Source organism: Nevskia soli DSM 19509 (assembly GCF_000711955.1).
GTDB lineage: Bacteria > Pseudomonadota > Gammaproteobacteria > Nevskiales > Nevskiaceae > Nevskia > Nevskia soli.
In genome coordinates, this window is the sequence record NZ_JONR01000007.1 from 57306 (window position 1) to 82394 (window position 25089).

The 25089-nt window shown below is 65.7% G+C and carries 22 protein-coding genes and 1 tRNA gene; 15 read left to right on the forward strand and 8 right to left on the reverse strand.

Annotated elements, in window-relative coordinates; all coding sequences use genetic code 11:
- Nucleotides 1–46: 46 nt before the first annotated feature.
- The 4 genes from leuS to BP26_RS0103630 all read left to right on the forward strand — a co-directional run bounded on the left by leuS (nucleotide 47) and on the right by BP26_RS0103630 (nucleotide 4490).
- Nucleotides 47–2644, forward strand: a complete 2598-nt coding sequence (gene leuS, locus BP26_RS0103615) for a leucine--tRNA ligase (protein WP_029919220.1) — start codon at nucleotides 47–49, stop codon at nucleotides 2642–2644.
- Nucleotides 2641–3294, forward strand: coding sequence for an LPS-assembly lipoprotein LptE (locus BP26_RS0103620; RefSeq protein WP_029919221.1), 654 nt, complete (start codon nucleotides 2641–2643; stop codon nucleotides 3292–3294). Before leuS ends, BP26_RS0103620 begins: the two co-directional genes overlap by 4 nt.
- A 149-nt stretch (nucleotides 3295–3443) precedes the next feature.
- Entirely contained in the window at nucleotides 3444–4163 is a 720-nt protein-coding gene (locus tag BP26_RS0103625) for a DUF481 domain-containing protein (RefSeq protein ID WP_029919222.1), read from the forward strand.
- A 12-nt stretch (nucleotides 4164–4175) separates the two neighbouring features.
- Nucleotides 4176–4490 (forward strand): (2Fe-2S) ferredoxin domain-containing protein, encoded by a 315-nt coding sequence (locus BP26_RS0103630; protein ID WP_029919223.1) that lies wholly within the window; start codon nucleotides 4176–4178, stop codon nucleotides 4488–4490.
- Here BP26_RS0103630 and mltF read toward each other — a convergent pair.
- A complete protein-coding gene (gene mltF, locus BP26_RS0103635; RefSeq protein WP_051748224.1) occupies nucleotides 4456–5931 on the reverse strand; it encodes a membrane-bound lytic murein transglycosylase MltF in 1476 nt (491 codons plus the stop codon). The genes BP26_RS0103630 and mltF overlap by 35 nt on opposite strands.
- Before the next feature lie 296 nt (nucleotides 5932–6227).
- On the opposite strand from mltF, the gene BP26_RS0103640 reads away from it, so the two are divergent.
- Nucleotides 6228–6320: transfer RNA gene (locus tag BP26_RS0103640), tRNA-Ser, on the forward strand.
- 110 nt (nucleotides 6321–6430) lie between these two features.
- On the opposite strand, the gene BP26_RS30050 is transcribed toward BP26_RS0103640, so the two are convergent.
- Nucleotides 6431–6721 (reverse strand): putative quinol monooxygenase, encoded by a 291-nt coding sequence (locus BP26_RS30050; RefSeq protein WP_029919225.1) that lies wholly within the window; start codon nucleotides 6719–6721, stop codon nucleotides 6431–6433.
- Nucleotides 6722–7114: 393 nt separating this feature from the next.
- Between BP26_RS30050 and BP26_RS0103650 the strand changes: the two genes are divergently transcribed.
- The 4 genes from BP26_RS0103650 to BP26_RS0103665 all read left to right on the forward strand — a co-directional run bounded on the left by BP26_RS0103650 (nucleotide 7115) and on the right by BP26_RS0103665 (nucleotide 9385).
- Complete coding sequence (locus tag BP26_RS0103650) at nucleotides 7115–7381, forward strand: hypothetical protein (RefSeq protein ID WP_029919226.1); 267 nt, start codon at nucleotides 7115–7117, stop codon at nucleotides 7379–7381.
- Nucleotides 7382–7477: 96 nt separating this feature from the next.
- Nucleotides 7478–7903 carry an RNA polymerase-binding protein DksA gene (gene dksA, locus BP26_RS0103655; protein ID WP_029919227.1) on the forward strand — a complete coding sequence of 142 codons (426 nt, stop codon included), beginning with the start codon at nucleotides 7478–7480 and terminating at the stop codon, nucleotides 7901–7903.
- A gap of 280 nt (nucleotides 7904–8183) precedes the next feature.
- Nucleotides 8184–8396, forward strand: coding sequence for a cold-shock protein (locus BP26_RS0103660; RefSeq protein ID WP_029919228.1), 213 nt, complete (start codon nucleotides 8184–8186; stop codon nucleotides 8394–8396).
- 122 nt (nucleotides 8397–8518) lie between these two features.
- Complete coding sequence (locus BP26_RS0103665; RefSeq protein WP_029919229.1) at nucleotides 8519–9385, forward strand: PA4780 family RIO1-like protein kinase; 867 nt, start codon at nucleotides 8519–8521, stop codon at nucleotides 9383–9385.
- Nucleotides 9386–9410: 25 nt separating this feature from the next.
- On the opposite strand, the gene BP26_RS0103670 is transcribed toward BP26_RS0103665, so the two are convergent.
- Entirely contained in the window at nucleotides 9411–9887 is a 477-nt protein-coding gene (locus BP26_RS0103670) for an Lrp/AsnC family transcriptional regulator (RefSeq protein ID WP_029919230.1), read from the reverse strand.
- A gap of 211 nt (nucleotides 9888–10098) precedes the next feature.
- Between BP26_RS0103670 and BP26_RS0103675 the strand changes: the two genes are divergently transcribed.
- Genes BP26_RS0103675 through lpdA form a run of 4 tightly spaced genes read left to right on the forward strand, consistent with a single transcriptional unit; the run spans nucleotide 10099 to nucleotide 15058 of the window.
- Nucleotides 10099–11346, forward strand: a complete 1248-nt coding sequence (locus BP26_RS0103675; RefSeq protein ID WP_029919231.1) for a 3-methyl-2-oxobutanoate dehydrogenase (2-methylpropanoyl-transferring) subunit alpha — start codon at nucleotides 10099–10101, stop codon at nucleotides 11344–11346.
- Between the two features lie 2 nt (nucleotides 11347–11348).
- Nucleotides 11349–12362 (forward strand): alpha-ketoacid dehydrogenase subunit beta, encoded by a 1014-nt coding sequence (locus tag BP26_RS0103680; RefSeq protein WP_036516115.1) that lies wholly within the window; start codon nucleotides 11349–11351, stop codon nucleotides 12360–12362.
- 1 nt (nucleotide 12363) lies between these two features.
- Nucleotides 12364–13650: a dihydrolipoamide acetyltransferase family protein gene (locus BP26_RS0103685; protein WP_029919233.1), complete on the forward strand. Its 1287-nt coding sequence runs from the start codon at nucleotides 12364–12366 to the stop codon at nucleotides 13648–13650.
- Between the two features lie 4 nt (nucleotides 13651–13654).
- Nucleotides 13655–15058, forward strand: a complete 1404-nt coding sequence (gene lpdA, locus BP26_RS0103690; RefSeq protein ID WP_029919234.1) for a dihydrolipoyl dehydrogenase — start codon at nucleotides 13655–13657, stop codon at nucleotides 15056–15058.
- A gap of 282 nt (nucleotides 15059–15340) precedes the next feature.
- On the opposite strand, the gene BP26_RS0103695 is transcribed toward lpdA, so the two are convergent.
- Nucleotides 15341–18001, reverse strand: coding sequence for an MMPL family transporter (locus tag BP26_RS0103695; RefSeq protein ID WP_029919235.1), 2661 nt, complete (start codon nucleotides 17999–18001; stop codon nucleotides 15341–15343).
- Here BP26_RS0103695 and BP26_RS30055 point away from each other — a divergent pair.
- Both BP26_RS30055 and BP26_RS0103705 read left to right on the forward strand, forming a co-directional pair.
- A complete protein-coding gene (locus BP26_RS30055; RefSeq protein WP_281172674.1) occupies nucleotides 17984–18787 on the forward strand; it encodes an ABC transporter substrate-binding protein in 804 nt (267 codons plus the stop codon). The two genes, BP26_RS0103695 and BP26_RS30055, sit on opposite strands and share 18 nt — an antisense overlap.
- Nucleotides 18788–18894: 107 nt before the next feature.
- Nucleotides 18895–21399, forward strand: coding sequence for a TonB-dependent receptor (locus BP26_RS0103705; RefSeq protein ID WP_169740639.1), 2505 nt, complete (start codon nucleotides 18895–18897; stop codon nucleotides 21397–21399).
- 58 nt (nucleotides 21400–21457) lie between these two features.
- Here BP26_RS0103705 and BP26_RS0103710 read toward each other — a convergent pair whose 3' ends face one another.
- From BP26_RS0103710 to BP26_RS0103725, 4 genes are read right to left on the reverse strand one after another with little or no spacing between them, the layout of a single operon-like run.
- Complete coding sequence (locus BP26_RS0103710; RefSeq protein ID WP_029919238.1) at nucleotides 21458–22072, reverse strand: PqiC family protein; 615 nt, start codon at nucleotides 22070–22072, stop codon at nucleotides 21458–21460.
- A complete protein-coding gene (locus BP26_RS0103715) occupies nucleotides 22072–23025 on the reverse strand; it encodes an MlaD family protein (protein WP_029919239.1) in 954 nt (317 codons plus the stop codon). The genes BP26_RS0103710 and BP26_RS0103715 overlap by 1 nt, the downstream gene beginning before the upstream one ends.
- 39 nt (nucleotides 23026–23064) lie before the next feature.
- Nucleotides 23065–23877, reverse strand: a complete 813-nt coding sequence (locus tag BP26_RS0103720; RefSeq protein ID WP_029919240.1) for an ABC transporter ATP-binding protein — start codon at nucleotides 23875–23877, stop codon at nucleotides 23065–23067.
- Nucleotides 23861–25021, reverse strand: a complete 1161-nt coding sequence (locus BP26_RS0103725) for an ABC transporter permease (protein WP_084182771.1) — start codon at nucleotides 25019–25021, stop codon at nucleotides 23861–23863. The genes BP26_RS0103720 and BP26_RS0103725 overlap by 17 nt, the downstream gene beginning before the upstream one ends.
- Nucleotides 25022–25089: the final 68 nt, after the last annotated feature.

Consider the following 25089-nt stretch of genomic DNA (forward strand, 5'->3'; position numbering starts at 1 on the left):
ATCCGCGTTCTTTATGTCCGCGTCGCCACACAAGTAATTTCCCATCATGCAGCAAGACTATTCGCCGCGCCACGTCGAAAGTGACGCGCAGGCCTACTGGAGCGAGCATCAGGTTTTCCGCGCCGTGGAAGATCCGGCACGCGACAAATTCTATTGCCTGTCCATGTTCCCTTATCCGAGCGGGCGCCTGCACATGGGGCATGTGCGCAACTACACCATCGGCGACGTGGTTTCGCGTTACCAGCGCATGTGCGGCAAGAACGTGCTGCAGCCCATCGGCTTCGACGCCTTCGGCCTGCCCGCCGAGAACGCGGCGATCAAGAACGGCGTGCCCCCGGCCGCCTGGACCTACTCCAACATCGACTACATGTGCGGCCAGCTGCGCCAGCTCGGCTTCGCCTACGACTGGGAGCGCAAGTTCGCCACCTGCGAGCCGGACTACTATCGCTGGCAGCAGTGGTTCTTCGTCCAGTTGTTCCGCAAGGGCCTGATCTACCGCAAGAATTCCATCGTCAACTGGGATCCGGTGGACCAGACCGTGCTGGCCAACGAGCAGGTCATCGACGGCCGCGGCTGGCGTTCCGGCGCGGTGGTCGAGCAGCGCGAGATTCCGCAGTGGTTCCTCAAGATCACCGCCTACGCCGACGAGCTGCTGGACGAGCTGAAAAACCTGGAGCACTGGCCGGAAGCGGTCAAGACCATGCAGGCCAACTGGATCGGCCGCAGCGAAGGCCTGGAGATCGACTTCAGGCTGGGCCAGGCCAGCGCCACCGGCGCCGACCACCTGACCGTCTTCACCACCCGGCCGGACACCCTCTACGGCGTCACCTACCTCGCCGTCGCCGCCCAGCACCCGCTGGCGCTGGAAGCGGCACAACGCGATCCCAAGGTCGCCGCCTTCGTCGAAGAGTCCAAGCTGGGCGACGTCACCGAAGCCACGCTGGAGACGATGGAAAAGCGCGGCGTGCCCCTGGGGATCGACGTCATCCATCCGCTCACCGGCGCCAGGGTGCCGGTATGGGCCGCCAACTTCGTCCTGATGGGCTACGGCAGCGGCGCCGTCATGGCCGTTCCCGGCCATGACCAGCGCGACTGGGAATTCGCCCGCGCCTACGGTCTGCCGATCCAGGTCGTGATCGGCGCCGAGCCCGGCAAGCCGTCGGATATCAGCGAAGCCGCCCACGAGGACAAGGGTTGGCTGATCAACTCCGCCGAGTTCGACGGCCTCGAGTTCAAGCCGGCCTTCGACGCCATCGCCGCCCGCCTCGAAGTTCTGGGGCAGGGCCGCAAGCGCATCAACTACCGCCTGCGTGACTGGGGCGTCTCGCGCCAGCGCTACTGGGGCTGCCCGATCCCCATCATCTACTGCGAAAGCTGCGACGCCGTGCCGGTCCCCGAAGACCAGCTGCCGGTGCGCCTGCCGGAAGACCTGGTGCCGGACGGCCGCGGCAACCCGCTGCTGCGCCTGCCGGAATTCGTCAACGTGCCGTGCCCGCAATGCGGCAAGCCGGCGCGGCGCGAGACCGACACCTGCGACACCTTCGTCGATTCCTCCTGGTATTTCGCCCGCTTCGCCAGCGCCACGCAGAAGGATGCCATGCTCGACGGCCGTGCCGCCTACTGGCTGCCGGTGGACCAGTACATCGGCGGCATCGAGCACGCCATCCTGCACCTGCTTTACGCCCGCTTCTTCCAGAAGCTGATGCGCGATGTCGGCGTGTCCAACGTCGGCGAGCCGTTCAAGCGCCTGCTGACCCAGGGCATGGTGCTGGCCGAGGCCTACTACCGCACCACCGACAGCGGCGGCCGCGAGTGGATCGCCCCCAAGGATGTGGAAGTCGAGCGCGACGCCAAGGGCGCCGCCCTGGGCGCAGTGCTGAAAAGCACGCGCGAGCCGGTCACGGCCGCCGGCCTCGGCACCATGTCCAAGTCCAAGAACAACGGCGTCGACCCGCAGGAGATCATCGACTCCCACGGCGCCGACGCCGTGCGCCTGTTCATGATGTTCACCGCCCCGCCGGAACAGACCCTGGAATGGAGCGATGCCGGCATCGACGGCGCCGCGCGCTTCCTGCGCCGCGTCTGGAAGCTGGTCTACGAACACACCCAGCAGGGCGCAGTCCAGCCGCTGGACGTCGTCGCCCTCAGTGCGGACCAGAAAGAACTGCGGCGCAAGCTGCATGATTCCCTGGCCCGCATCGGCAACGACTTTGAACGCCGCTTCAACTTCAATACCGCCATCGCCGCCTGCATGGAGCTGGTCAATGCCGTCTCGCGCTTCGATGACACCAGCCCCAACGGCTGCGCCGTCATGCAGGAAGTGCTCGATGCCCTAGTGCGCGTGCTGTCGCCTATCGTGCCGCACATCACCCACCAGCTGTGGTTCGCGCTGGGGCATGCGCGGCCGGTGATCGACGCGGCTTGGCCCCAGGCCGAGGCCTCGGCTCGCGTGGCGGACACGGTCCTGCTGGTGGTGCAGATCAACGGCAAGCGGCGCAGCGAGATCACCGTGCCCAGCGACGCCGGCAAGGATCAGATCGTCGAAGCGGCCCTGGCGGACGAGAACGCGCAGAAATTCCTCGCCGGCCAGCCGCTCAAAAAGACCGTCGTGGTGCCGGGGAAGCTGGTAAATTTCGTAGTGTGAAAATCCGATCTCTCCATCAGCGGCCGCGCTGGTCCGGCCCATTCCTGGCGCTGGGCGGCCTGTTGCTCGCCGGGGCGCTTGCCGGCTGCGGCTTCCACCTGGCCGGTGACCGCCCCGTGCCGCCGGCCCTGAGCTCGGTCTATATCGACCTGGTGCAGCCCTACCGCGTGGGTACGCCGCCGCTGGAGACCTCCCTGCAGTCGCGCATCACCGCCCGCGGCGGGGTGGTCAAATCCCACATCGGCGATGCCAAAGCCGTTCTGCGCCTGTCCGATCTCAGCGAAACCCGCGAGACCCTGTCGGTCGGCGCCGACGGCGAGGCCAACGAATATCGCCTGGTGACCCAGGTCACCTACGAGCTGCACAGCGGCGATCAGGAACTGATCGCGCCGGAGGCGCAGGGCATCTCCCGCTCCTACAGCTTCAGCGTCAATGAAATCCTCGGCAAGGAAGCGGAAGAGGTGCGCCTGCGCAGCTACATGCAGGACGAACTCGCCGCCCTGATCCTGCTGCGCATCGACGCCACCCTGGCGCGCACCGCAAAGCCCATACCCGCAGCGGAGCCGAACCCGCCGGTACCCGCAGCGGAAGCGCCAGTCGCTCCCGCCGTGGTGCCGACGCCCCCCGAAGCCGCTACACCGCCGTCCTGAATCTCCGCCGTCCCGGTCCGCCGCGAAATTTCGCCGGCATTCCTGCTGGCCGCGCGTAAGGCAGCCTTCGTATAATTCGGCAGCCCTCGCGCAAGGACGCCGCGGCGGCCCACCCAATCCGATTTGATTTGCCAAGGAATACGATCATCATGAAGCAATGGAAGCTGATTGCCGTCGCCGCCTGCCTGAGCCCGCTGGCCTGCTTTGCCGATTCGCCCTGGAGCGGCGATGCCGCCGCCGGCTACATCCGCACCACCGGCACCAGCAACAGCACCGCGCTCAATTTCAAGGGCGACCTCGACTGGAAGTCCGCTCCCTGGAGCAACCATTTCCAGACGCAGGGCGCCTACGGCAGCAGCAAGGGCGAATCCTCCGCCGAGAATTACCAGTTCGGCGACAAGCTCAACTACGACCTCAATCCGGACAGCTACGTCTTCGCCAGCCTCGACTACTCCAACGACCGTTTTGCCGGCGTGGTGTCACGCTACTCCGAAGCGGTCGGTTACGGCCGTCATTTCCTCAAGACCGACCTGCAGACCCTGGACGTCGACGTCGGCGTCGGCGGCAGCCAGACGCGCGACGACTTGGCCACCGACTACGACAACCAGTTCATCGGCGTCTTCAACATCAATTACCTGCTGAAATTCGCTCCCAATGCGCAGTTCCATCAGACCCTGCACGTCGAAGGCGGCGCCGACAACGTCTTCATCAATCCCGTCGCCGAACTGAAGCTCAACATCATCGGTAACGTCTTCGCCACTTTCGCTTACGACTGGCGCCACAACACCTCCGTGCCCGACGGCAGCGTTCATACCGACACCATCACCACCATCAACTTCGGCTACACCTTCGGCAAGAAGCCGACCTGAGGCCACGCCGCCATGGACCCGAACTACTACAAGCATCACGTCTTCTTCTGCTGCAACCAGCGCGACGGCGGCCGCCCCAGCTGCAACGACAAGGGTGCCACCGATCTGCGCGACTACTGCAAGAAACAGGTCAAGAAACTTGGCCTGGCCGGCCAGGGGCGGGTCCGCGTCAATATGGCCGGCTGCCTGGATCGCTGTGAGGAGGGCCCGGTGGTGGTGGTCTATCCGGAAGGCGTGTGGTACCGCTACGCCGACCAGAGCGACGTCGACGAGATCGTCGAGAGTCACCTGCTCAATGGGCGTGTAGTGGAGCGTCTGCGGATCTGATCTCCGCCAACCTCGTCGTTGCGGGTTGCGCCGTAGCGGTGACTTTGTCGCCCGCGCCGGGCTGAGCCGGCGCGGCCTCTGCCTGCGTCATCCAGGCGAGCATGTCGTAGTAGTTGCGCACGTTGCCGACGAAGCCCACCGCCTCGCGGCCACGGGCATAGCCGTGGCGCGTCTTCTTGAACCAGCGTTCGCGGCTGAGCAGCGGCAGCGCATTGCGCACATCCAGCCAACGGTTGGGGTCGCCGCCGAGCTGCGCGGCGAGCGCGCGCGCATCGAGCAGGTGGCCCACGCCCTGGTTGTACGCCGCCAGCGCCATCCAGGTGCGGTCCGGCTCCGCGATCTGCGGCGGCAGCTGCCCCATGATCTGCTGGAAATAGCGCGCCCCGCCGCGGATGCTCTCCGCCGCGTTCTCGCGGTTCGCCACTTTCAGATCCGCAGCCGTTTCCGTGGTCAGCATCATGATGCCGCGCACACCGGTCGGACTGATCGCCGCCGGATCCCAATGCGATTCCTGGTAACCGATGGCCGCCACCACGCGCCAATCCAGCCCGTAGCGCTTAGCCGCATCCTCGAAATAGGCTCGGTAGCGGGGCAGTCGCGCCTGCACATCGGTGGTGAACTGCGTTACGCCCTGGTAGTCGGTCTCGTTGATGTGCCCGAAGTAACGGTCGCGCAGGCGCGCCATCTCGTTCTCGCCGAGCTGGCGCAGGTACTCCTGCACGGCGTTGTAGAGCGAGGCATCGCCGTCGTGAGGCAGCGCCCAGGCGAGATCCTGCTTGTCCGAAACCGCGAACGCCACCCGCAGGTTGGGGTAATAGCGCTGGTTGATTGCCACCAGGTCGGAATTGGCGACGGTGTAATCGATCTCGCCCTTGGACACCTGATACAGCAGGTCATCCACGTCGTTCTCCGGCTCCGCCCGGTTCCATTTCAGCGCCGGATAGCGCGCCTGGTCCGCGGTCAGGATTTCTTCCCCGCTGCTGCCCGGCACCACCTCCAGATCGCCGTCCAGGTCACCGAGATTCTGCGGCGCGATGTCGTCGCTGTTGTAGACCAGTTGCAGCACCACCTGCTGCAGCGGGTGGGAAAACCGCACGCGCGCCTGGCGCGCCGGCGTGATATTGATGCTTGCCGCGGCGACATCGGCCCTGCCCTCGGCCACTGCGTCCACCGTCTCCGGCGTGCTGTCGAAAAACTGCAGGTCGAGTTTCACGCCCAGCTTTTTGGCGAGCCCCTGCAGCAGATCGCACTCGTAGCCGGTCAGGCCTTGCGGACCGTCGTAACAGGTGGTGGGGCTGTTGGTGGTGGCCACCACCAGCTTGCCCGTCATCTGCATCCGTTGCAGCGCTGTGGGTTTGGGCGAGCACGTCGATAGCGGCAACAGGCTGAACAGCAGCAGCCACCGCAACACGGCGTTCGTCTGGCGCAACAGGGTATTCATCAGGTATTGCGGTGTTTCTTCCTAATTCCCGGCCGTATTTAATCCAGTGCGGGCGGGGACTTGGCCCCATTCTGGCTGCGGGTGGCCAGGATCGCTGGGCCATTTGACCGCATTTTCCTGCCTCAATTCCGTGCCGCCTGCCTCAGTGCCTCGTGGCGCTGCGGCCAATCGTGAAAAATGGAGCGCCGATTCGGCGGCGAAGCTGCTAAAATAACAGTTCGGGCGCCAGCATCGTGATTTCGGGCTCCCGCAGCAGCGTTAAAGATCATAAATCAGCGCTGCACAGCAACAAACCCGGAGAGGTACCGAAGCGGTCATAACGGCGCCGACTCGAAATCGGATGGGGGACGAAAATCCCCACAAGGGTTCGAATCCCTTCCTCTCCGCCATCTTCAAATGCAAAGCCGGCCTCGCGCCGGCTTTGCATATTTACCGGCGTGGCGAAAAGGCTGTCTTGCCCCTGTGCTGCTGATTCTGCGCCGTCACCGGGTGTCCGCACCTATTCCACCACGCCGTCGAAATACTCCACTTCGATACCGCTCAGCAGCGAGCGGATCGCCGGGAAATAGCGGGCACCGTAAGCCGATGCGCGGTGCGCGTCCAGCGCAGCCTGGTCGGCATATTGTTCATGCAGCACGTAGGAATCGCGGGTCATCCTGGAACTGAGCAGCACATAGGCCATGCAGCCCGGCTCGTTCCTGCGTATCTCTTCTCGGAGTTCCCGGAACAACTGCTCGAACTGTTTTTCGCGGCCCGGTTTCACCGACATGATCTTCATGCCGCCAATCATTGATGTTCCTTTACTGCTTCTGTTGGACTGCATGGAGCAACGCGGCTGTCGCATGCAGGTTGCAAATGGGACCGGTATTTCAGGGAGTTGATACAGGCGCCATGATGATCCGCTGCGTGTTCGCCCTGGCGGCCGGATGTGCGGCGAGGATGGGATACAGCGCCTGGAATGTTGCCGCGGAATGAGATGCAGGGCGCCTGAGTATGCGCCGATCATTTCCGCCTGTCCCAGGCAAGGCACGCATCGCCTTGCCGGATGCGCCGGAGCGGGCTGCGAATTGCTGCCGCTCGTCAGGGCCTGGCGTCGCAACAGGGCGGTTCGGAGTATGCTGCGTCCGCCCGACCGGATGCTGGGTCGCGCAAATCATGTTTTCGTTCCGCGGAGGAACCGGACATGTACGAGCTGACCGAGACCGAGCAGCACTGGCTCGCGGCACAGGCGGATGGTGAAAGAACTATTGTCGTGCCGGGCAGTCTAGAAGTGCGGTTGCGACAGATGGATCTCATCGCCGCACGTTACGACAGATCCTTCGTCCTCACCGGACTCGGACTGGGGTTGGCGCTGCGGCTCAAGTACCGTCTCAAGTTGTCGATTGGTTATGGGGCGGGCCGCAACCAGCTTCGGCCGGGGTTGCCTTTGCCGCCGCAAAATGTTTCATAATTCCACTTCGTTTCCTTCATGAAAAAGCCCGCCTTGTCCACTACCTCCAGCAAACCCGCCGCGGCCCGCAAGCCGTCCGCCAAGCCGGCGCATGCGCTGACCGAAGCGGAGATCCGCAGCATGCCGGCATCCGACTACATGAACGAGGCGCAGCTCGAGTTCTTCCGCAAGCGTCTCACCGAGATGCGCGAGGAGATGCTCAGCCGTGAGCAGGGCTCCAAGGAGCGCCTGCACCAGAACGAATCGCACGCCGATCCCGCGGACCGCGCCACCGCAGAGGAAGAGCACTTCCTCGACCTGCGCCTGCGCGAGCGCGAAGCCACGCTGCTGCGCAAGATCGACGAATCGCTGCGCCTGATCCATTCCAAGGATTACGGCTACTGCGCCAAGACCGGCGAACCGATCGGCATCCCGCGTCTGCTGGTGCGCCCCACGGCCACCGTCTGCATCGACGTCAAGGACCGCGACGAGCGGCTGGCAACGCACTCCTACGCGGCGCAGCACGCGAGCCGGCGCGGTTAGCAAGCAGGGCCGCCGGCGCTTCGGCGCCGCTCATGCGGCGAGCGGCTCTTGGACCATCAATGCGCGGGCTCCGCGCGGCATCTGCGCATTCCTTGCGCTTCTCGCAGATTCGACTTTTGGCGGTCAAGCGCGTATTGTGGCCCCCGCAGTCGCTCAAGCAGCTTAGTTCAGCGCGGTTTCCCTCAGTTTCTGTCGGGCTCGAATCTCACTCAGCTTTTTTCTTGATGGCCTGCAGCCTTGCGGGCGGCGTGCCCGCGCAATCGTCAAAGGAAACAAGCAAATGAGCGATGTATCTACCGGTACCGTGAAGTGGTTCAACGACGCCAAGGGTTTTGGCTTCATCACCCCGAGCGAAGGCGGTGAAGACCTCTTCGCCCACTTCAAGGAAGTGCAGGGCAGCGGCTTCAAGACCCTGACCGAAGGCCAGCGCGTCGAGTACAAGGCCGCGCGCGGCCCGAAGGGCATGCAGGCGACGCAGATCCGTCCCCTGTAAATAATGCGCAAGCATTGAAAGAAGCCGCGACTTCGGTCGCGGCTTCTTTTTTGGTGTCGACCCCTGATAAATTCTCCAAACATACCCCAAGAAAGACCTGATTCCGGTCCTCATGGTGCTCCATGAAAACCCCGCCTGGCCTGCAAGAGCTGATTGAAGACGGCATCATCGACGAGGTGATCCGCCCGCTCAAGAGCGGCAAGGAAGCCGCCGTCTACCTCGTCGCCAGCGGCGCGGTGATCCGCTGTGCCAAGGTCTACAAGGACGCCAACAAGCGCGGCTTCCACAAGCTCGCCGAATACCAGGAAGGCCGCAAGGCCCGCGGCAGCCGCGATGCGCGCGCCATGGGCAAGCGCAGCCGTCACGGCCGCAAGGAACAGGAAGCGGCGTGGAAGAACGCCGAGGTCGACGCGCTCTACCGTCTCGATGCCGCCGGCGTGCGCGTGCCCAAGCCCTACGGCTTCTTCAACGGCGTGCTGCTGATGGAAGTCATCACCGACGAACACGGCGACCCCGCCCCCCGCCTCAACGATGTACAGGCCACGCCCGAGCAGGCGCGCGAGTGGCAGAAATTCCTCATGTCGCAGATCGTGCGGATGCTCTGTGCCGGCCTGATCCACGGCGATCTGTCCGAATACAACGTGCTGCTCGATGCCAACGGCCCGGTCATCATCGACCTGCCGCAGGCGGTCGATGCCGCCAGCAACAACAACGCCTTCGCCATGCTGCAGCGGGATGTCGACAACATCACCGCCTACTGCGGCCGCTACGCCCCCGAGTTGCTCGAAACCGAATACGCCTACGAAATCTGGAAGCTGTTCCAGACCAGAAAGCTGCGCCCGGATTCCGAGCTGACCGGCCTGTTCGTGCACGACGAGACCGAGGCCGACGTCGACGGCGTGCTGCTGCAGATCGAAGAGGCGCGCCAGGAAGCCGAACGCCGCCAGCGCGGCCGCGACGAGGCGGAAGCCGCGCACGGCGCGGAATAGCGCCGCCAGCCGCAGGGGCGGACCCTTACTCCGATACTTCCAGCGGCAGCCGGTTTGCGTCAATCAACTGGTTCAACGAAATCGAAGAGCTGACCTCGCGCACGCCTTCGATCTGCGACAGCTCGTTCCAGACGAACTGCTGGTAGCGGTCCACGTCGCGCACCACGATCTTCAGCAGGAAATCCACGTCGCCCATCAGGGTATGGCATTCCACCACCTCGGGATGGCGGTTGATCGCCAGCACGAACTTGTGCAGCGCGTTCTTGCCATGCCGCGCCATCTTGACGTGGGCGAACACCGTCACCCCAAGCCCCACCTTCTTGGTGTCGAGCACCGCCACCCGCTGCTTGACGATGCCGCTGTCGAGGAAGCGCTGGATGCGGCGCCACACCACCGATTTGGAAGAGGCCACTTTTTCGGCGATGTCGTTGACCGGCGTGGTCACATCCTGCTGCAGCAATTCCAGGATGCGCAGGTCGAGTGCGTCGAGCGTTTCGGACATTTATTCCTCAAAATTTCATTTATGGGGAATATTATCCCAGGCATGTGATGTTTGCCGGGAAAATCAAGGAAGAAATACCCCCGGAAAGGTTTATGCTGATATGAACAATCGGCGGTCCCCGTGCGCGCCCTGGAATCCTGGGTGCGGCACGGATCGCCGGCCCCGCCAGCCGGCCTGCCGCCGCCTTGCCGGGATCAATCAGGAGGAGAGGATGGACAAGAGCACCCCCAAGCATGCGCAAGGCCCGCTGAGCCTGCACATCCCCGAGCCCACGGCCCGCCCCGGCGACGCCCCGGACTTCAGCAAGCTGACCATTCCCCCCGCCGGCAGCCAGGCGCGTCCCGCCGCCGACACGCCGGCCGCGCAGCTGCGTGATTGCGCCTACGACCTGGTGCGCGTGCTGGACGAGTCCGGCAACGCAGTCGGTCCGTGGAACCCCCGGCTTTCGCCCGACAGGCTGCGCAAGGGGCTGCGCGACATGCTGCTGACCCGGGTGTTCGACGAGCGCATGATCCGCGCCCAGCGCCAGGGCAAGACCTCGTTCTACATCAAGTGCACCGGCGAGGAAGCCGTCTCGGTGGCGCAGGCCTACGCGCTCGACCCGAAGGACATGCTGTTCCCCACCTATCGCCAGCAGGGTCTGCTGGTGGCGCGCGACTGGCCCCTGGTCGACCTGATGTGCCAGATCTACAACAACACCGGCGATCGCCTCAAGGGCCGCCAGCTGCCCATCATGTACTCGGTGCGCGACGTCGGCTTCTTCTCCATCTCCGGCAACCTCGGCACCCAGTTCCCGCAGGCGGTGGGCTGGGCCATGGCCTCGGCCTACAAGCACGACACCCGCATCGCCGCCGCCTGGGTCGGCGACGGTACCACCGCGGAAGGCGACTTCCACCACGCCCTCACCTTCGCCGCCGTGTACCGCGCGCCGGTAGTGCTCAACGTGGTCAACAACCAGTGGGCCATCTCCTCCTACCAGGGCTTCGCCGGCGGCGATGAAACCACCTTCGCCGCGCGCGCGGTCGGCTACGGCCTGCCGGGCCTGCGCGTCGACGGCAATGACTTCCTCGCCGTCTACGCCGTTACCCAATGGGCCGCGCAGCGCGCCCGCGACAACCACGGCCCCACCCTGATCGAGTTGTTCACCTATCGCGCCGCCGCTCATTCCACCAGCGACGATCCCTCCAAGTACCGCCCCGAGAACGAAGCCGAGAAATGGCCGCTGGGCGATCCCATCGCGCGCCTCAAGCAGCACCTGATCCGCATCGGCGAGTGGAGCGAGGAGCAGCACGCGGCACTGACCACCGAACTGGAAGAGCACGTGAAGACCGCGCAGAAGGAAGCGGAGAGCAAGGGCACCCTCGGCACCCAGCCGGCCAGCCCCAGCACCATGTTCGAGGACGTGTTCAAGGACATGCCCTGGCATCTGCGCAAACAGCGTCAGGAGGCCGGATACTAGCCATGGCGACGATGAACATGATCCAAGCCATCAACTCCGCCATGGACGTGATGCTGGCGCGCGATGAAAACGTGGTGATCTTCGGCGAGGACGTCGGCTACTTCGGCGGCGTGTTCCGCGCCACCGCCGGCCTGCAGCAGAAGCACGGCCGCACCCGTGTCTTCGACACGCCGATCTGCGAGGCCGGCATCATTGCCACCGCCATCGGCATGGGCGTCTACGGCCTGCGCCCGGTGGCGGAAATCCAGTTCGCCGACTACATCCTGCCGGCCTTCGACCAGCTGGTGTCCGAAGCCTCGCGCCTGCGCTACCGTTCCGGCGGCGAGTTCTGGGCGCCGATCACCGTGCGCACCCCCTGCGGCGGCGGCATCTTCGGCGGCCAGACCCACAGCCAGAGCCCGGAGTCGATCTTCACCCACGTCTCCGGCCTGAAGACCGTGATGCCGTCCAATCCCTACGACGCCAAGGGCCTGCTGATCAGCGCCATCGAGGAGGACGACCCGGTGATCTTCCTCGAGCCCAAGCGCATCTACAACGGCCCCTTCGACGGCCACCACGACCGGCCGCTCACCTCCTGGGCCAAGTACCCGCAGAGCGAAGTGCCGGACGGCTACTACAAGATCCCGCTGGGCAAGGCCGCCGTGGTGCGCGAGGGCAGCGCCGCCACCATCCTCACCTACGGCACCATGGTCCACGTCTCGCTCGCCGCCGTCGCCGAATCCGGTCTCGATGTCGAAGTGATCGACCTGCGCAGCCTGTTCCCGGTCGACGTCGAGGCCATCGCCGCCTCGGTGAAAAAGACCGGCCGCTGCGTCATCGTCCACGAAGCCAGCCGCACCTCCGGCCTGGGCGCGGAACTGATGGCCCTGGTGCAGGAAAACTGCTTCCATCATCTCGAAGCACCGGTGCAACGCGTCACCGGCTGGGACACGCCGTACCCGCACGCCTTCGAGTGGCAATACTTCCCCGGCCCCGACCGCGTGCGCGCGGCGCTGGCCAAGGTGATGGAGTCCTGACATGAGCAAATTCACCTTCAAGCTGCCGGACATCGGCGAAGGCATCACCGAGGCCGAGATCGCCACCTGGCGCGTCGCCGTCGGCGACACCGTCAAGGAAGACCAGCCCCTGGTCGACGTGCTGACCGAAAAGGCCGCGGTGGAAATCCCGTCGCCGTTCGCCGGCAAGGTGCTCGAGCTGAAGGGCAGCCCCGGCGACTTCGTGCCGGTGGGTTCGGTCATGGTGGTGCTGGAAGTGGCGGGCGAGGGTGCGGTTGAAGAACCAGCCGCCGCTGCTCCCGCCGCGCCAGTTCAGCCGGCAGCTGTCGCCAAGGAAAAGCCCGCGAAGCCAGTAGCTACGCCCGCTCCGACCGCCGCAGCGGTGGTGCAGCCAGCCCCCAGCGCACCCGTGCCCCTGGTGCCGCGCAGTGAAGGCGAGAAACCCCTGGCCACCCCTGCGGTGCGCCAGCGCGCCCGCGATCTCGGCATCCAGCTTTCCTACGTGCCCGGCAGTGGCCCGGCCGGCCACATCACCCACGCCGATCTCGATGCCTTCATCGCGCGCAAGCCGGTCAGCGGCGCCGCGGTATCGAACGCACGGCAGAAGCGCGAAGGCGTGGAGCAGTTCAAGGTCATCGGCCTGCGCCGCAAGATCGCCGAGGCGATGCAGCGCTCCAAGCAGCGCATTCCGCACTTCGCCTACGTCGAGGAAGTGGACGTCACCGAGCTGGAAGCCCTGCGCACCCATCTCAACAACAACCGCAAGCCCGATCAGACGAAGCTGACACTGCTGCCCTTCCTGGTGCTCGCCCTGGTGCGCGCCGTGCCGGATCATCCGGAAGTGAATGGCACCTTCGACGACGAAGCCGGCATCGTCCACCATCCCTCCGCCCTGCACATTGGCATCGCCGCCCAGACCCCGAACGGCCTGGTGGTTCCGGTGATCCGCCACGCCGAAACGCTGGACCTGTGGCAGGCCGCCGCCGAGATCAAGCGCCTGGCCGAGGCCGCGCGCAGCGGCAAGGCCAGCCGCGAGGAGCTGTCCGGCTCCAGCATCACCATCAGCAGCCTGGGCCCGATGGGCGGCATCGTCTCCACCCCGGTGATCAACGCCCCGGAAGTCGCCATCGTCGGCGTCAACAAGATGGTCGAGCGCCCCATGGTGCGTAACGGCCAGATCGTCACGCGCATGATGATGAACCTGTCCTCCTCCTTCGACCATCGCATCGTCGATGGCTGGAACGCGGCCGAGTTCATCCAGCACATCAAGCGCTTGTTCGAAAATCCCGCCACCCTGTTCATCGATTAAGCCCATGGCCAAGACGATCACGACGAAAGTACTGGTGGTGGGCGGCGGCCCCGGCGGCTATGTCGCTGCCATCCGTGCCGGCCAGCTCGGCCTGGACACCACCCTGGTCGAGGAAGACCGTCTCGGCGGCACCTGCCTGCTGCGCGGTTGCATTCCCTCCAAGGCCCTGATCCACGCGGCGAGCAAGTTCCACGAACTGGGCCATGCCGGCAACATCGGCATCACCTTGCCGCAGGCGGCGAGCTTCGACATGGCCAAGGCCGTCAGCTGGAAGGACGGCATCACCGGCAAGCTCAACAGCGGCGTCGCCGGCCTGCTGGCCAAGGCCAAGGTACGCACCGTCAGCGGCCGCGCCGTGTTCAGCGATGCCAAGACCTGCACGGTGCAAACCGCCGAAGGCCCGCAGACCATCACGGCCGAGCACGTCATCCTGGCCACCGGCTCGGTGCCGGTCGAGCTGAAGATCCTGCCTTTCGGCGGCGACATCCTCTCCTCCACCGAAGCCTTGTCCCTGGCCGAGGTGCCCAAGCGCCTGGCTGTGGTCGGGGCCGGCTACATCGGTCTGGAGCTGGGCATCGCCTTCGCCAAGCTCGGCAGCCAGGTCACCGTGGTCGAAGCGCAGGAACGCATCCTGCCGCTGTATGACGCGGAGTTGACCCGTCCGGTGGAGCGCTGGCTGAAGAAGAACGGCGTCACCGTCCACCTCAAGTCCATGACCACCGGCTTCGCCGGCAAGGGCAAGAGCCTCAAGCTGCAATATCAGTCGGCCGATGGCGCCAGCCAGGACATCCCCTGCGACAAGATCCTGGTCACCGTCGGCCGCCGTCCCAACACCCAGGGCTGGGGCCTGGAGAACATGGCCGTCGATCTGGCCGGCCCCTTCGTCAAGATCGACGAACAGTGCCGCACCTCGATGCGCAACGTCTGGGCCATCGGCGACCTCGTCGGCGAACCGATGCTGGCGCACAAGGCCTCCAAGCAGGGCGAGATGGTGGCCGAGATCATCGCCGGCCGGAAGCGCAGCTTCGATCACGTCTGCATCCCCGCCGTGTGCTTCACCGAGCCGGAGATCGTCAGCGCCGGCCTGAGCCCGGAGCAGGCCAAGGCCGCCGCGCATCAGGTCAAGGTCGGCATCTTCCCCTTCGCCGCCAGCGGCCGCGCCATGAGCATGGAAGCGGGCACCGATGGCGGCTTCGTGCGCGTCGTCGCGCGAGCCGATAACCACCTGGTGCTTGGCATCCAGGCCGTTGGGGCGCACGTCTCAGAACTGTCGGGCGAATTTGCGCATGCGCTGGAGATGGGTTCGCGCCTGGAAGACATCGCCGGAACCATCCATGCGCATCCGACCTTGAGTGAGGCTTTGCCGGAGGCGACGTTGGCGGCTTTGGGGCATGCGCTGCACATCTGAATTGTGGGGAATGTGTGCCGCAAGCTGCTTGCGGCTGTTTCCTCTCCCCATGTTCATGGGGAGAGGGCTGGGGTGAGGGGCCGCTTTCCTGTCTGAACAACACCTCCCTCCGTTCGCCCCGAGTGCCCGCGCAGCGGGTGTGCTTTTCCGAATGTCCCGAGTGAATCGCGCAGCGATTTGTATCGAGGGAGGGGCCAAGCACGGAACCCTTCCCCATTGTCATTCCCGCGCAGTCGGGAATGACGTTCGGTCAAGGGCGCGCGCCCCAAACAAAGACGCCTCTCACCCCTTCGGCTTCCCATACCGCCAAGCCAGCAAACTCGGCAACAACACCAACGCACAAATCAGGGTCATGCTCAGCCCCACCGTCAGCAAGATGCCCATGCTGACAATACCCGGATGCCTGGCCAGCATCAGATCGCCGAAGTTGGCCGTGGTGATCAGCGCCCCGAACAGCACCGCGCGCGCGGTGCCGGTCTGCAGCAGGTTGACGTTGGTGGAAGCGGCAACACGTCCGCGCTGCGCCAGGTACACGCCGTAGTCGACACCCACGCCAAGGATCAGCGGCAGCGCAATGACATTGGCGAAGTTGAACGGCACGTTGAACAGCACCGACCCGGCCACGGTGAGCAGCCCGGCCAGCAGCAGCGGAATCAGCACCAGCAACATGTCGGCGAAGCTGCGCAGCAGCACCAGCAGCAGGATGGTGATGGCGATGAAGGAGTAGACGAAGGCCTGGCGGAAAGCGCCGACCACGGCGTGGCCGGACTCGATGTAACCGATGGCGCCGCCGGTGGCCTTGGGCGCCGCGCTGCGTACCTGGGTGACGAAACGCTCCATCGGCTCGGGGCCGTCGAGCACTTCCTTCGGCCAGATTTCGACGCGGTACTGGCCATCGGCGCTCTTCCAGCGCCGCGTGATCTGCGCCGGCAGATCCTGCTCCGTCACCGGTGCCGCCTGCAAGGCATCGCGCAGGCCGCCGATCTGCCCCGGCAGGGCCGACAGCAGGCCGTCGCGCAGGCGCCCCAGCAGGTGCTCGTGGACGGCGCTGTCGCCCTGCTGCCAGGCGGTATCCAGCTTCTGTATGGCTTCGAGCAGCTTCTGCCCGGCAGCCGCGGCGGGCTTGCCCTGGTTCTGCTGGATGAAGGCGGGCAGGTCGGCGCCGAGCTGGTGGATGGCGGCGTAATCGTCTTCCCGCGCGGCGACCTTCAACGGGCTACCGTCGCCCATCAGGGTCGGGCCCAGGGTGAGGTTGAGATCGCTGACGATGCCGAGCTTGACGTCCTGATCGCTGGGCACCAAGTCGAGCAGGCTGATGGCGCGCCGCACCAGCGGCAGCTTGCCCAGCTGCTGTGACATGGCCTTGGCCTGGCCGGTGCTGTCGGTCAGCACCGACAACGTCAGGGTCGGGATGCTGGGATCGCGCAGCAGGTCGCGGAAGGTGCTGACCGACTCGCTGTTGGGATCGCGCAGGTCGATCGGGTCGTAGTCGAAGCGCGCCTTCGGCGCCAGCAGCAGCGAGCCCACGGCGAGCAGGGCGGCGCCGATCCAGATGGCGCGCGCATATCTGTACGGCCAGTTCAGCACGCGGCCCAGCAGGCCCTGGTCCGGCGGACTCAGCCTGACCTGCGCCGCGCTGGGCGGGAACAGGCTGATCAGCGCCGGCAGCAGGCTCAGGCTCACTACCAGGCTGATGAACATGCCGGCACCCGAGATGATGCCCAGCTCGGCGATGCCGGTGAACGGCGTGGGGATGAAGGCGAAGAAGCCGAGCGAGGTGGTGGCGGCACAGACCATCATGAAGCCGCCGACATCGCCTGCGGCGCGCGGCAGGGCCTGCTGCTGCGGCAGGCCGGCGCCCAGCAGCTCGCGGTACTGCATGCACAGGTACAGCGCGTAGTCGATGCCCAGGCCGACGTAGAGCACGCTGAAGGCGATGGAGATGAGGTTGAGGTGGCCCACGGCCGCGGCGGCGAAGCTGGCGGTGACCAGCAGGCCGAACAGCAGGGTGATGATGGCGGCCACCACCAGTCGGCCCGAGCGCAGCGCCAGGTAGAGCAGCACCACCACCATCAGCAGCCCCACGGCGAAGGCCTTGAGGCCGCCGCTGAAGGCCATCTTCAGCTCCTCGTGCTCCAGTGCCTTGGAACCGGTGAGGCGCACCGTCACGCCCTGCGCCTTGCCCAGGTGCAGCTCGGCGACAGTGGCGCGGAACGCGGCGATGGACTCCTCGGTGGGAAACAGCAGGGCGAAATCGAGCTTCGGCTTGATCTCGACGAAGCGCCGCGCGGCGTCGTCGGCAGTGACGCCGGTACCCATCAGTGTCTGCCAGGACAGCGGCTGGAAGCGGTCTGCGACGGCCGCATCGATGCCCCCGGCCACCTGGCCCAGGGCGGGAGACAGATCGAAGCTGCCCGCGGCCGGATTGGTGGCGGCGCGGTCGAGCAGGGTGAACAGCCCGTGCAGGCTCGGATCGTGGGTCAGCGCGCCGAGGAAGGGTTGCGCCGCATTGAGGCCGTCGGCGAGCTTCTGCAGTGCCGGGGTTTCCAGATACAGGAAGCCGTTGTGACGGAAATAGGGGTCGGTTTCGGCGGCATACACCTCCAGGAACTGCTGCGGCTGGGCGCGCAGGCGCTCCACCAGGCGGCGCTGTGCCTCGTCCGCCACTTCCGGCGTGCTGCCGTCGATCACCGCCACCAGCCCCTCATCGAGATCGGGGAACAGCTGGTCCATGCGATGCTCGGCCTGCCGCCAGGGCAGCTGGGCGGAGAGCATGTTCTCGGGGTTGGTGTCGACGCTCAGATGGGTCCAGGCATAGTGGCCCAGGCCGATGCCGAGCACGACGGCCACCGCCAGCACCCAGGCGGCGCGCCGCTGCATCAGGCCGACCCAGGCGAGCAGGGCGCGGGTGAGGGCGGTATCGGTATGTGCGGTCTGCGCCATGCTGTCTTTTTTCCGTCAAAATCAGGGCCAAATCAACGGGTTCCGCTTGCGTCCGGACTGCCGGAAGCGGCCCGGAGTCGTGTAAACTTATCGCCGCGTCGGCAGTCAAAAGGCGTGTGCGGTGACGTCTGGCGCCGCCCGACAGCTCAAACCCCGTTTTCGGAGAACGCTTTGCGACTCTTGCGAACCCCTCTATTGTCGCTTTTTTTCGGGCTCGTTTTCTGTGTCCCCGCGGCATTCGCTGCCGGCGCGCCGGCGGACGTGGTCAATAACCTTCATGCCGCGCTGCTCAACAACATGAAGCACGGCAAGGAATACGGCTGCGATGGCCGTATCAAGCACCTGCAACCGGTGCTCGATGCCAGCTTCGACGTGCCCCTGATCGCGCAGACGGTGATGCGCCGCCACTGGGCCGAGTTGTCCGAGGCGCAACGCAACCAGCTGATCGCCGAGTTCCGCGAAGTCACCGCGGTCACCTACGCCAGCAACTTCAACAGCTTCGACGGCGAAGCCTTCACCACCCAGGACACCCAGTCGCTGCCCAACGGCGACCAGCTGGTGCATGCCCGGTTGCAGCCCGGCCGGGGCGACAGCGTCGCCTTCGACTACATCCTGCACGGCGACAAGGACGGCAATTTCCGCATCATCAACGTCATCGCCGACGGCGTCAGCGACCTGGCGCTGCGTTCCACCCAGTACAACTCCCTGTTCGACCAGAAGGGCTTCAACGGCCTGATGAGCTGGCTGCAGGATCAAAGCAGGAAGATGCGCGCGAATTGCGATTGAGGCACAGCCGGCACAGACTGGCGCGGCAAGCGGCACCATAAAAAAGCCAAAGAATCCGGATATCAGGCGGGGGAGTGATGGGTCCCAGACTTCGCGGGCGGCGGAGAGTGGAGCGGTGCGGATATTTGCTGGCGGCCTGCGCCGCGGGTTTCAGTGTCGCGGCTCCGGCCGACGACAGTGCCGGCCAGCAACAGCTCAAGGAAGTGGTGGTTACCGCGCAGAAGATGCGTCAGACGCTGGAGCAGGTGCCGGCTTCGGTCACCTCCGTCGGCGGCGACTACATCCGCAGTACCGGCGCGCATGACTTCCAGGACCTGTCCAGCTACACCGCCAATACCAACCTGCAGGTCTCCTCGTCCTCGACCCAGCTGCTGGTGCGCGGCTTCGGCACGCTCAACGATGTTCCCGGCCTGGACCCTTCCGTCGGCGTGGTGGTGGACGGCGTGGTCTATACCTATCCCGAATACCTGACCGCCTTCTTCGGCGACCTCGATCGCTACGAAGTGCTGCGGGGCCCGCAGGGCACCCTGTTCGGCAAGAACGTCACCGCCGGCCTGCTCAACATCACCACCAATGCGCCGGACCAGCAGCGGCTGTTCCGCTGGGACCTGGACATGCGCAGCAGCGGCGACCGCGCCTTTCGCCCGGTGATCAACCTGCCGCTGGGGCGCGACATGGCCTTGCGCCTGACCGGCAACTTCGAGCACGGCGATCGCGGCCTGCTCTACAACACCGATCTCGACCGCCGCGAGCAGAACCAGCAGCAGGATTCGGGACGCGTACGCTTCCGCTACGACTCGCACGAAGGCTGGACCGTGGACATCGGCGCTTTCTTCGCTTACCACGAGGAAAACTTCGACAAGCAGCAACTGTTCATCGCCGGTCCCAACATGCAGGCGCTGGCCCGCAGCTTCGATCCCCGCTTCGAGACCCACATCGACAGCACCGTGTCGGAAGACGTGCCCGCCACCGAGAACGCCACCAGCCGCGGCGCCTCCGTCACCTTCGAAGGCGACCTCGGCCACCCCGGCGGCATGAAGTCGCTGAAGATCACCTCGATCAGCAGCGTCGCCGAGAACATCATCGGCGCGCGCGACATCGACGCCGACTTCAGCCCGGTACCCTTCATCCAGGACTCCCTCGGCGCGCCGGAGCCGGAGCGGCAGGTGACGCAGGAGCTGCGCGTTAGCGGCGTCGGCAAGGACCTGTTCGGCCTGGGTCACGAAGCCAACTTCGTCGCCGGCCTGTACTACGACAACTACACCCTGAGGACCTCGGACCGCTTCCTGGTCAAGGATCTCGGAGCCACGCTCAACTACGTCATCGCCGCCGGTTGTGACTCCAACAAGGTTCCTGTCGGCGCCTGTTCCCTGACCCGCGCCCTCGGCGTGGGGCTCGACGACGTACTGAATCTGTTGCAGGGCATCATCGGCCGGCCGCCGCTGGGCGAGCAGTCGGCGCTGTCCGGACTGGACCAGCGCACCAAGGACTACGCTGCCTTCGGCCAGGGCGAGTGGTATTTCCTCGAACACTGGTCGCTGATCGGCGGCCTGCGCTATGCCAAGGAGAACCGTACCGGCCAGCCGCACAGCTTTTCCAACAGCCTGATCATCAAGGCCATTGCCGACCAGAAGGATTTCGACGATACCGGTGCCAGCGCCCTGCGTCGCACCGAGACCGATTTCTCACCCAAGGCGGGCCTGAAATACCAGCCGAACAAGCATGTCGAGGGCTACCTGACCTGGGCCGAGGGTTACAAGAGCGGCGGCTTCAACGGCATTCCGCTCAATCCGAGCGCCATCGAATACGAACCGGAAAAGGCCACCAGCATCGAGGGCGGCTTCAAGATCAAGGACCGGCTGTTCGACGGGCCGATCCGCGGCTCCCTGTCGCTGTACCACACCAGCTTCAACAACCTGCAGGTCTCCACCTTCCAAGGCACCAACGTCATCATCGTCAACGCCGCGCAGGCGCGCTCGATAGGCTTCGAGGCCGACCTGATGTGGCTGCTGCCGATCCGCGGCCTGTCGCTGTACAGCTCCTTCGGCTTCGCCGACGCGCGCTACACGTCCTATCCCAACGGCCCGGCGCCGGGCGATTTCGACTGCGGCAAGGTGGGTGATTCAGGGCCGCCGGCACAATGTACCTGCCCCCCTGATAACGGCACCGTGCCGGGACAGCCCACACAGTCCGGCAGCAACAAGCTCCCAGGGCAACGTAGACAGGGTTGCGGCAAGAACCTCACCGGCCAGCCGCTGCCGTTCGCGCCGCAATGGACCGCGGCGATGACGCCGGCCTACACCTTCCTGCATCTGCCCTATGGCATCAGCGCCAGCCTCGCCACCGACGTGCTGTTCCAGGGCAAGCGCTACCTCAACTCGGAAGATGATCCGCGTCAATTACAGAAGGCCACGCTGATCGTCAATCCGCGCCTGGTCTTTGCCGATGAAACCAATGGCGACTGGGGCCTCAACCTGGGCATCCAGAACCTGACCCGCGAAACCTACAGCGACCAGGTCATCGACCAGCCGCTGGGTCCGGGCAATTTCGCCGCGATCCGCGGCGACCACGGGCGTCTCTACACCGGCAGCTTCTTCATCAACTTCCATTGAGGAAGGCGGCGCCGAAGGACTTCGCCAAGGGGGCTGTGCCCCGCCCTTGCAGGATTTTCTACTTGCCTGCCGATAGCGGCATCTGCCGAACCTGCGCAGCGATGCCGTCGCTGGCCTGCTTCAGCGCCGTGCGCATCGCCGCCACGGTCGTGGCCGCGTCGAGGGTGGCCATCGGCACATCGGCGGAGAGGCGCCCGTCCGTAACCGCGCCGCCGGCAAGATGCCAGGCGCCGCGCAGGCGCAGCATGGCGGCGCCGCCCGCGGCGGCGTCCGGTTCGAAGCTCTGCAACTCCATATTCAGGGCCAGCGCGGGCGACTTCTCGCTGGCCGCGCCGAAGGCTTCCACCTCGTAGGCGGGCAGATCCGCGGCCAACTGCAGCGCCATCCAGCGCGTCACGCTCTCGCCCAGGCGCTCGGCCCAGACCTGGTCCGGGAAGCGCTTCAGCTCGGCATCGGCGCTGCGGTAGAGGATGCTGCGGCGGTCGAGATATTCGGGCATGGTCACGGTACGCACCACCAGTATCGGGCGCTGTATCATGGCCGAGGCCGGCGGCACGGCGACATCGTTGCTGAGCAGCATCAGACGCGGCGGCGGGGCGCCGGCGCAGGCGCCCAGCAGTGCGGACCAGGCGAGGGCTGCGCCGAGGCAGAGGGACCGGAAGCAGGAAGTCATTACCGTTGTACTCCGGTGATCAGTGATTGCGGATTACGGTCGATGGTTTCGGAAAAGTTGCGCAGCGCTTCCGAGGCGATGGCCAGGTTGCGCAGCGCCTGCTCCAGGTCGGCGCGCATCGGCGCGCCGGGAGCGGTCAGTTCGGAGGTGTGGGCCAGGGTGGCGTCGGCATCCTTCAGCGCGCTCTGCGCCGTCAGCAGGGTCTGGTTCAATTGCGGCGACAGCGTGGTCACGGCGGTATCGACATGGTCGCTCAGCTTCTGCACCGAGGCCAGGGTGCGGGCGGTATCGCTCTGCAGCTGGCCGACCGCCTTGGTCAGGGCATCGGTGGTCTGGCGTGCCGAGCCGGCAGTGGAGGCCAACTCGGAATTGGCGGTAACGGCCAATTGCCGTACCACCTGCATGGTTTCGCGCAGTTCGTCGGTGATCTGGCGCAGCGGCAGCTGCGACAACTGATCGCGGAAGGTGTCGAAGTCCGAACGCATCGCCGGAATCTCGTTCGAGTCCGGATCGTCGCCAATGAACACCGCCGGCGTATCCGGCTGGAAGTCCAGTTCAACATCGAGCTGCCCGGTGACCAGGCTCTGGATCGCCAGCTGGGCACGCATGCCCTTCTCGATGAACTTCTCGAACGGCACATCGACCACGCTCAGCTTCTTGCCGCCGAGCATGCGGATCTTGCGCGGGTTGATGGTGATGTAGACCGGAATGCGTGCCGACAGGTTGCTGGCGTCGAACTGCAGGCGGATATCGGTGACCTGGCCGACACGCACGCCGCGGAAGTTCACCGGCGCGCCGATCGCCAGGCCGGTGACGGAGCCGCTGAAATAGATCACCGCATACTGCTTGCGCTGGAACAGCTGACCTCCGCCGATGGCCAGCACCGCCACCGCGCCAAGCAACAGGGCGCCGACGACGAAGCCGCCGATCAGCGCGGGATTGGCCTTTTTCATGACTGTGCCCTCATGCCCCTGCTCTCATGACATTCGCCTTCATGGCTCTTCCCTCACCACCGTATCGTGAGTGCCTGCGTCCTTCACCGGCTCGCGGCGCAGGAACGCCTGCACCGTCGGATGATCGCAATGCGCCAGCATTTCCTTGGGCGAACCGTGTGCGATGGGGCGCTTGCTGTCGGCATCGAGGAAAATGCCGTTGTCGCCGATGGCGAACAGGCTGGCCAGTTCGTGGCTGACCACCACGATGCTGGCGCCGATGCCGTCGCGCAATTGCAGGATCAGGTCGTCGAGGCGGCGCGAGCTGACCGGATCGAGGCCGGCGGAAGGCTCGTCGAGGAACAGCATCTCCGGATCCAGCGCCAGCGCGCGCGCCAGGCCGGCGCGCTTGCGCATGCCGCCGCTGATCTCGGAAGGATAGAACTCCTCGTAACCGCGCAGCCCCACCAGGCCCAGCTTGTAGCGCACCAGGGCGCGCGTCTCCACCGCGTTGGCCTCGGTGTAGAGCTGCAACGGCAAGGCCACGTTCTCGAACAGGGTCATGGCGCTGAACAGGGCGCTGCCCTGGAACAACACGCCGAAGCGCTGCCGGATGGTGTCCTGCTGCTGCGGCGTGCAGTCCCAGTAGTCCTTGCCGCCGAATCGGATGCGTCCGGCCGAAGGCTTGAGCAGGCCGATCATGTGGCGCAGCAGGGTGCTCTTGCCGCAGCCGCTGCCGCCCATGATGGTGAAGATCTCGCCGCGGCGGACCTCGAACGAGATGTCGGCCTGGATCAGGCGGCGGTCGAAGGACATGCGCAGTCCTTCGACCTGGCACATCACTTCTGCGGCGGACTCAGATGCCGAGGGCATTGGCGCACACCGCGAAGATGGCATCGACCACGATCACGCCGACGATGCCGGTGACCACCGCCGACGTGGTGGCTTCGCCCACCGCCGCCGCATTGCGCCCCGCGCGCAGGCCGTAATAGCAGCCGGCCATTGCCACCAGCGCGCCGAATACGAAACTCTTGGAAATGCCGATGGCGAACTGATGCCAGTTGAGCGCGTTGACGGTGCGTTCCACGTAATTGGCCAGCGACAGGTCGAGCATGCCGGTGCCGACCAGGAAGCCGCCGAGAATGCCCAGCGCGCAAGCGTAGAGGTAGAGCAATGGCGCCATCAGCGCCAGCGCCAGCACCCGCGGCAGCAGCAGGAACTCCACCACCGGGACACCCATCACGCGCAGCGCGTCGATCTCCTCGTTGCCCTGCATGGTGGCGATCTGGGCGGCGAAGGCGGCGCCGGTGCGGCCCGACAGCACCACCGCGGTGATCACCGCCGCCATCTCGCGCACGGTGGCGAGGGCCACGCCGTCGGCGAGCAACTCGCCGGCGCCGAACTGCTGAAGCTGCACCGAGCCGACGAAGGCGATGATCGCACCCACCAGCAGGTTGACCAGGCCGACGATGGGCAGGGCCTCGGCGCCGCAGGCCTGCAGCACCGCCCAGGCATCGGCACGGTAATAAGTGGCCTTGCCGCGCAGCAGCTGGCCGATGGCGATGACCACCTCGCCCAGCAGCGTCACCGTCTCGCCGGCCTTGGCGGAATATTGCAGGGTGCGCTGGCCGACGCGCCGCAGTACCGGCACCGGCCGTGGCGCACGCGCCGAGGCCGGCGGCGACAACTCGTCGGACATCTTCAGCACGGTGCGCAGCCCGCCGGGCAGGCGCCCCGCATCCAGCGTCCAGCCCTGGCTGCGGCAGTACTCCGCCAGCGCCAGCAGGAAAGCGGGGAGGGTGCTGTCCCAGCGAGTGATGCCGCTGGTGTCGATGCGCAGGCTTTGCCCGCTGGCGAGGTCGATCTGTGCCGCCGCCGACTCGGGGATGCCGCTCAGGCCGCTGTACAACGTCCAGTCGCCGGCCAGAGCCAGTTCCACCACGCCGGACTCCTTGCGCAGGGTCCAGCGGGGTGCGACGGTCGCGTCCGGCGTGAGTGTCGCAGTCTGAGCCCCCATGCCCCGAATCTTCGCAGATTTAGGGGGGTGGAGAAAGGCGAAACGCTGCTTGATTCCGGATCGCGCCC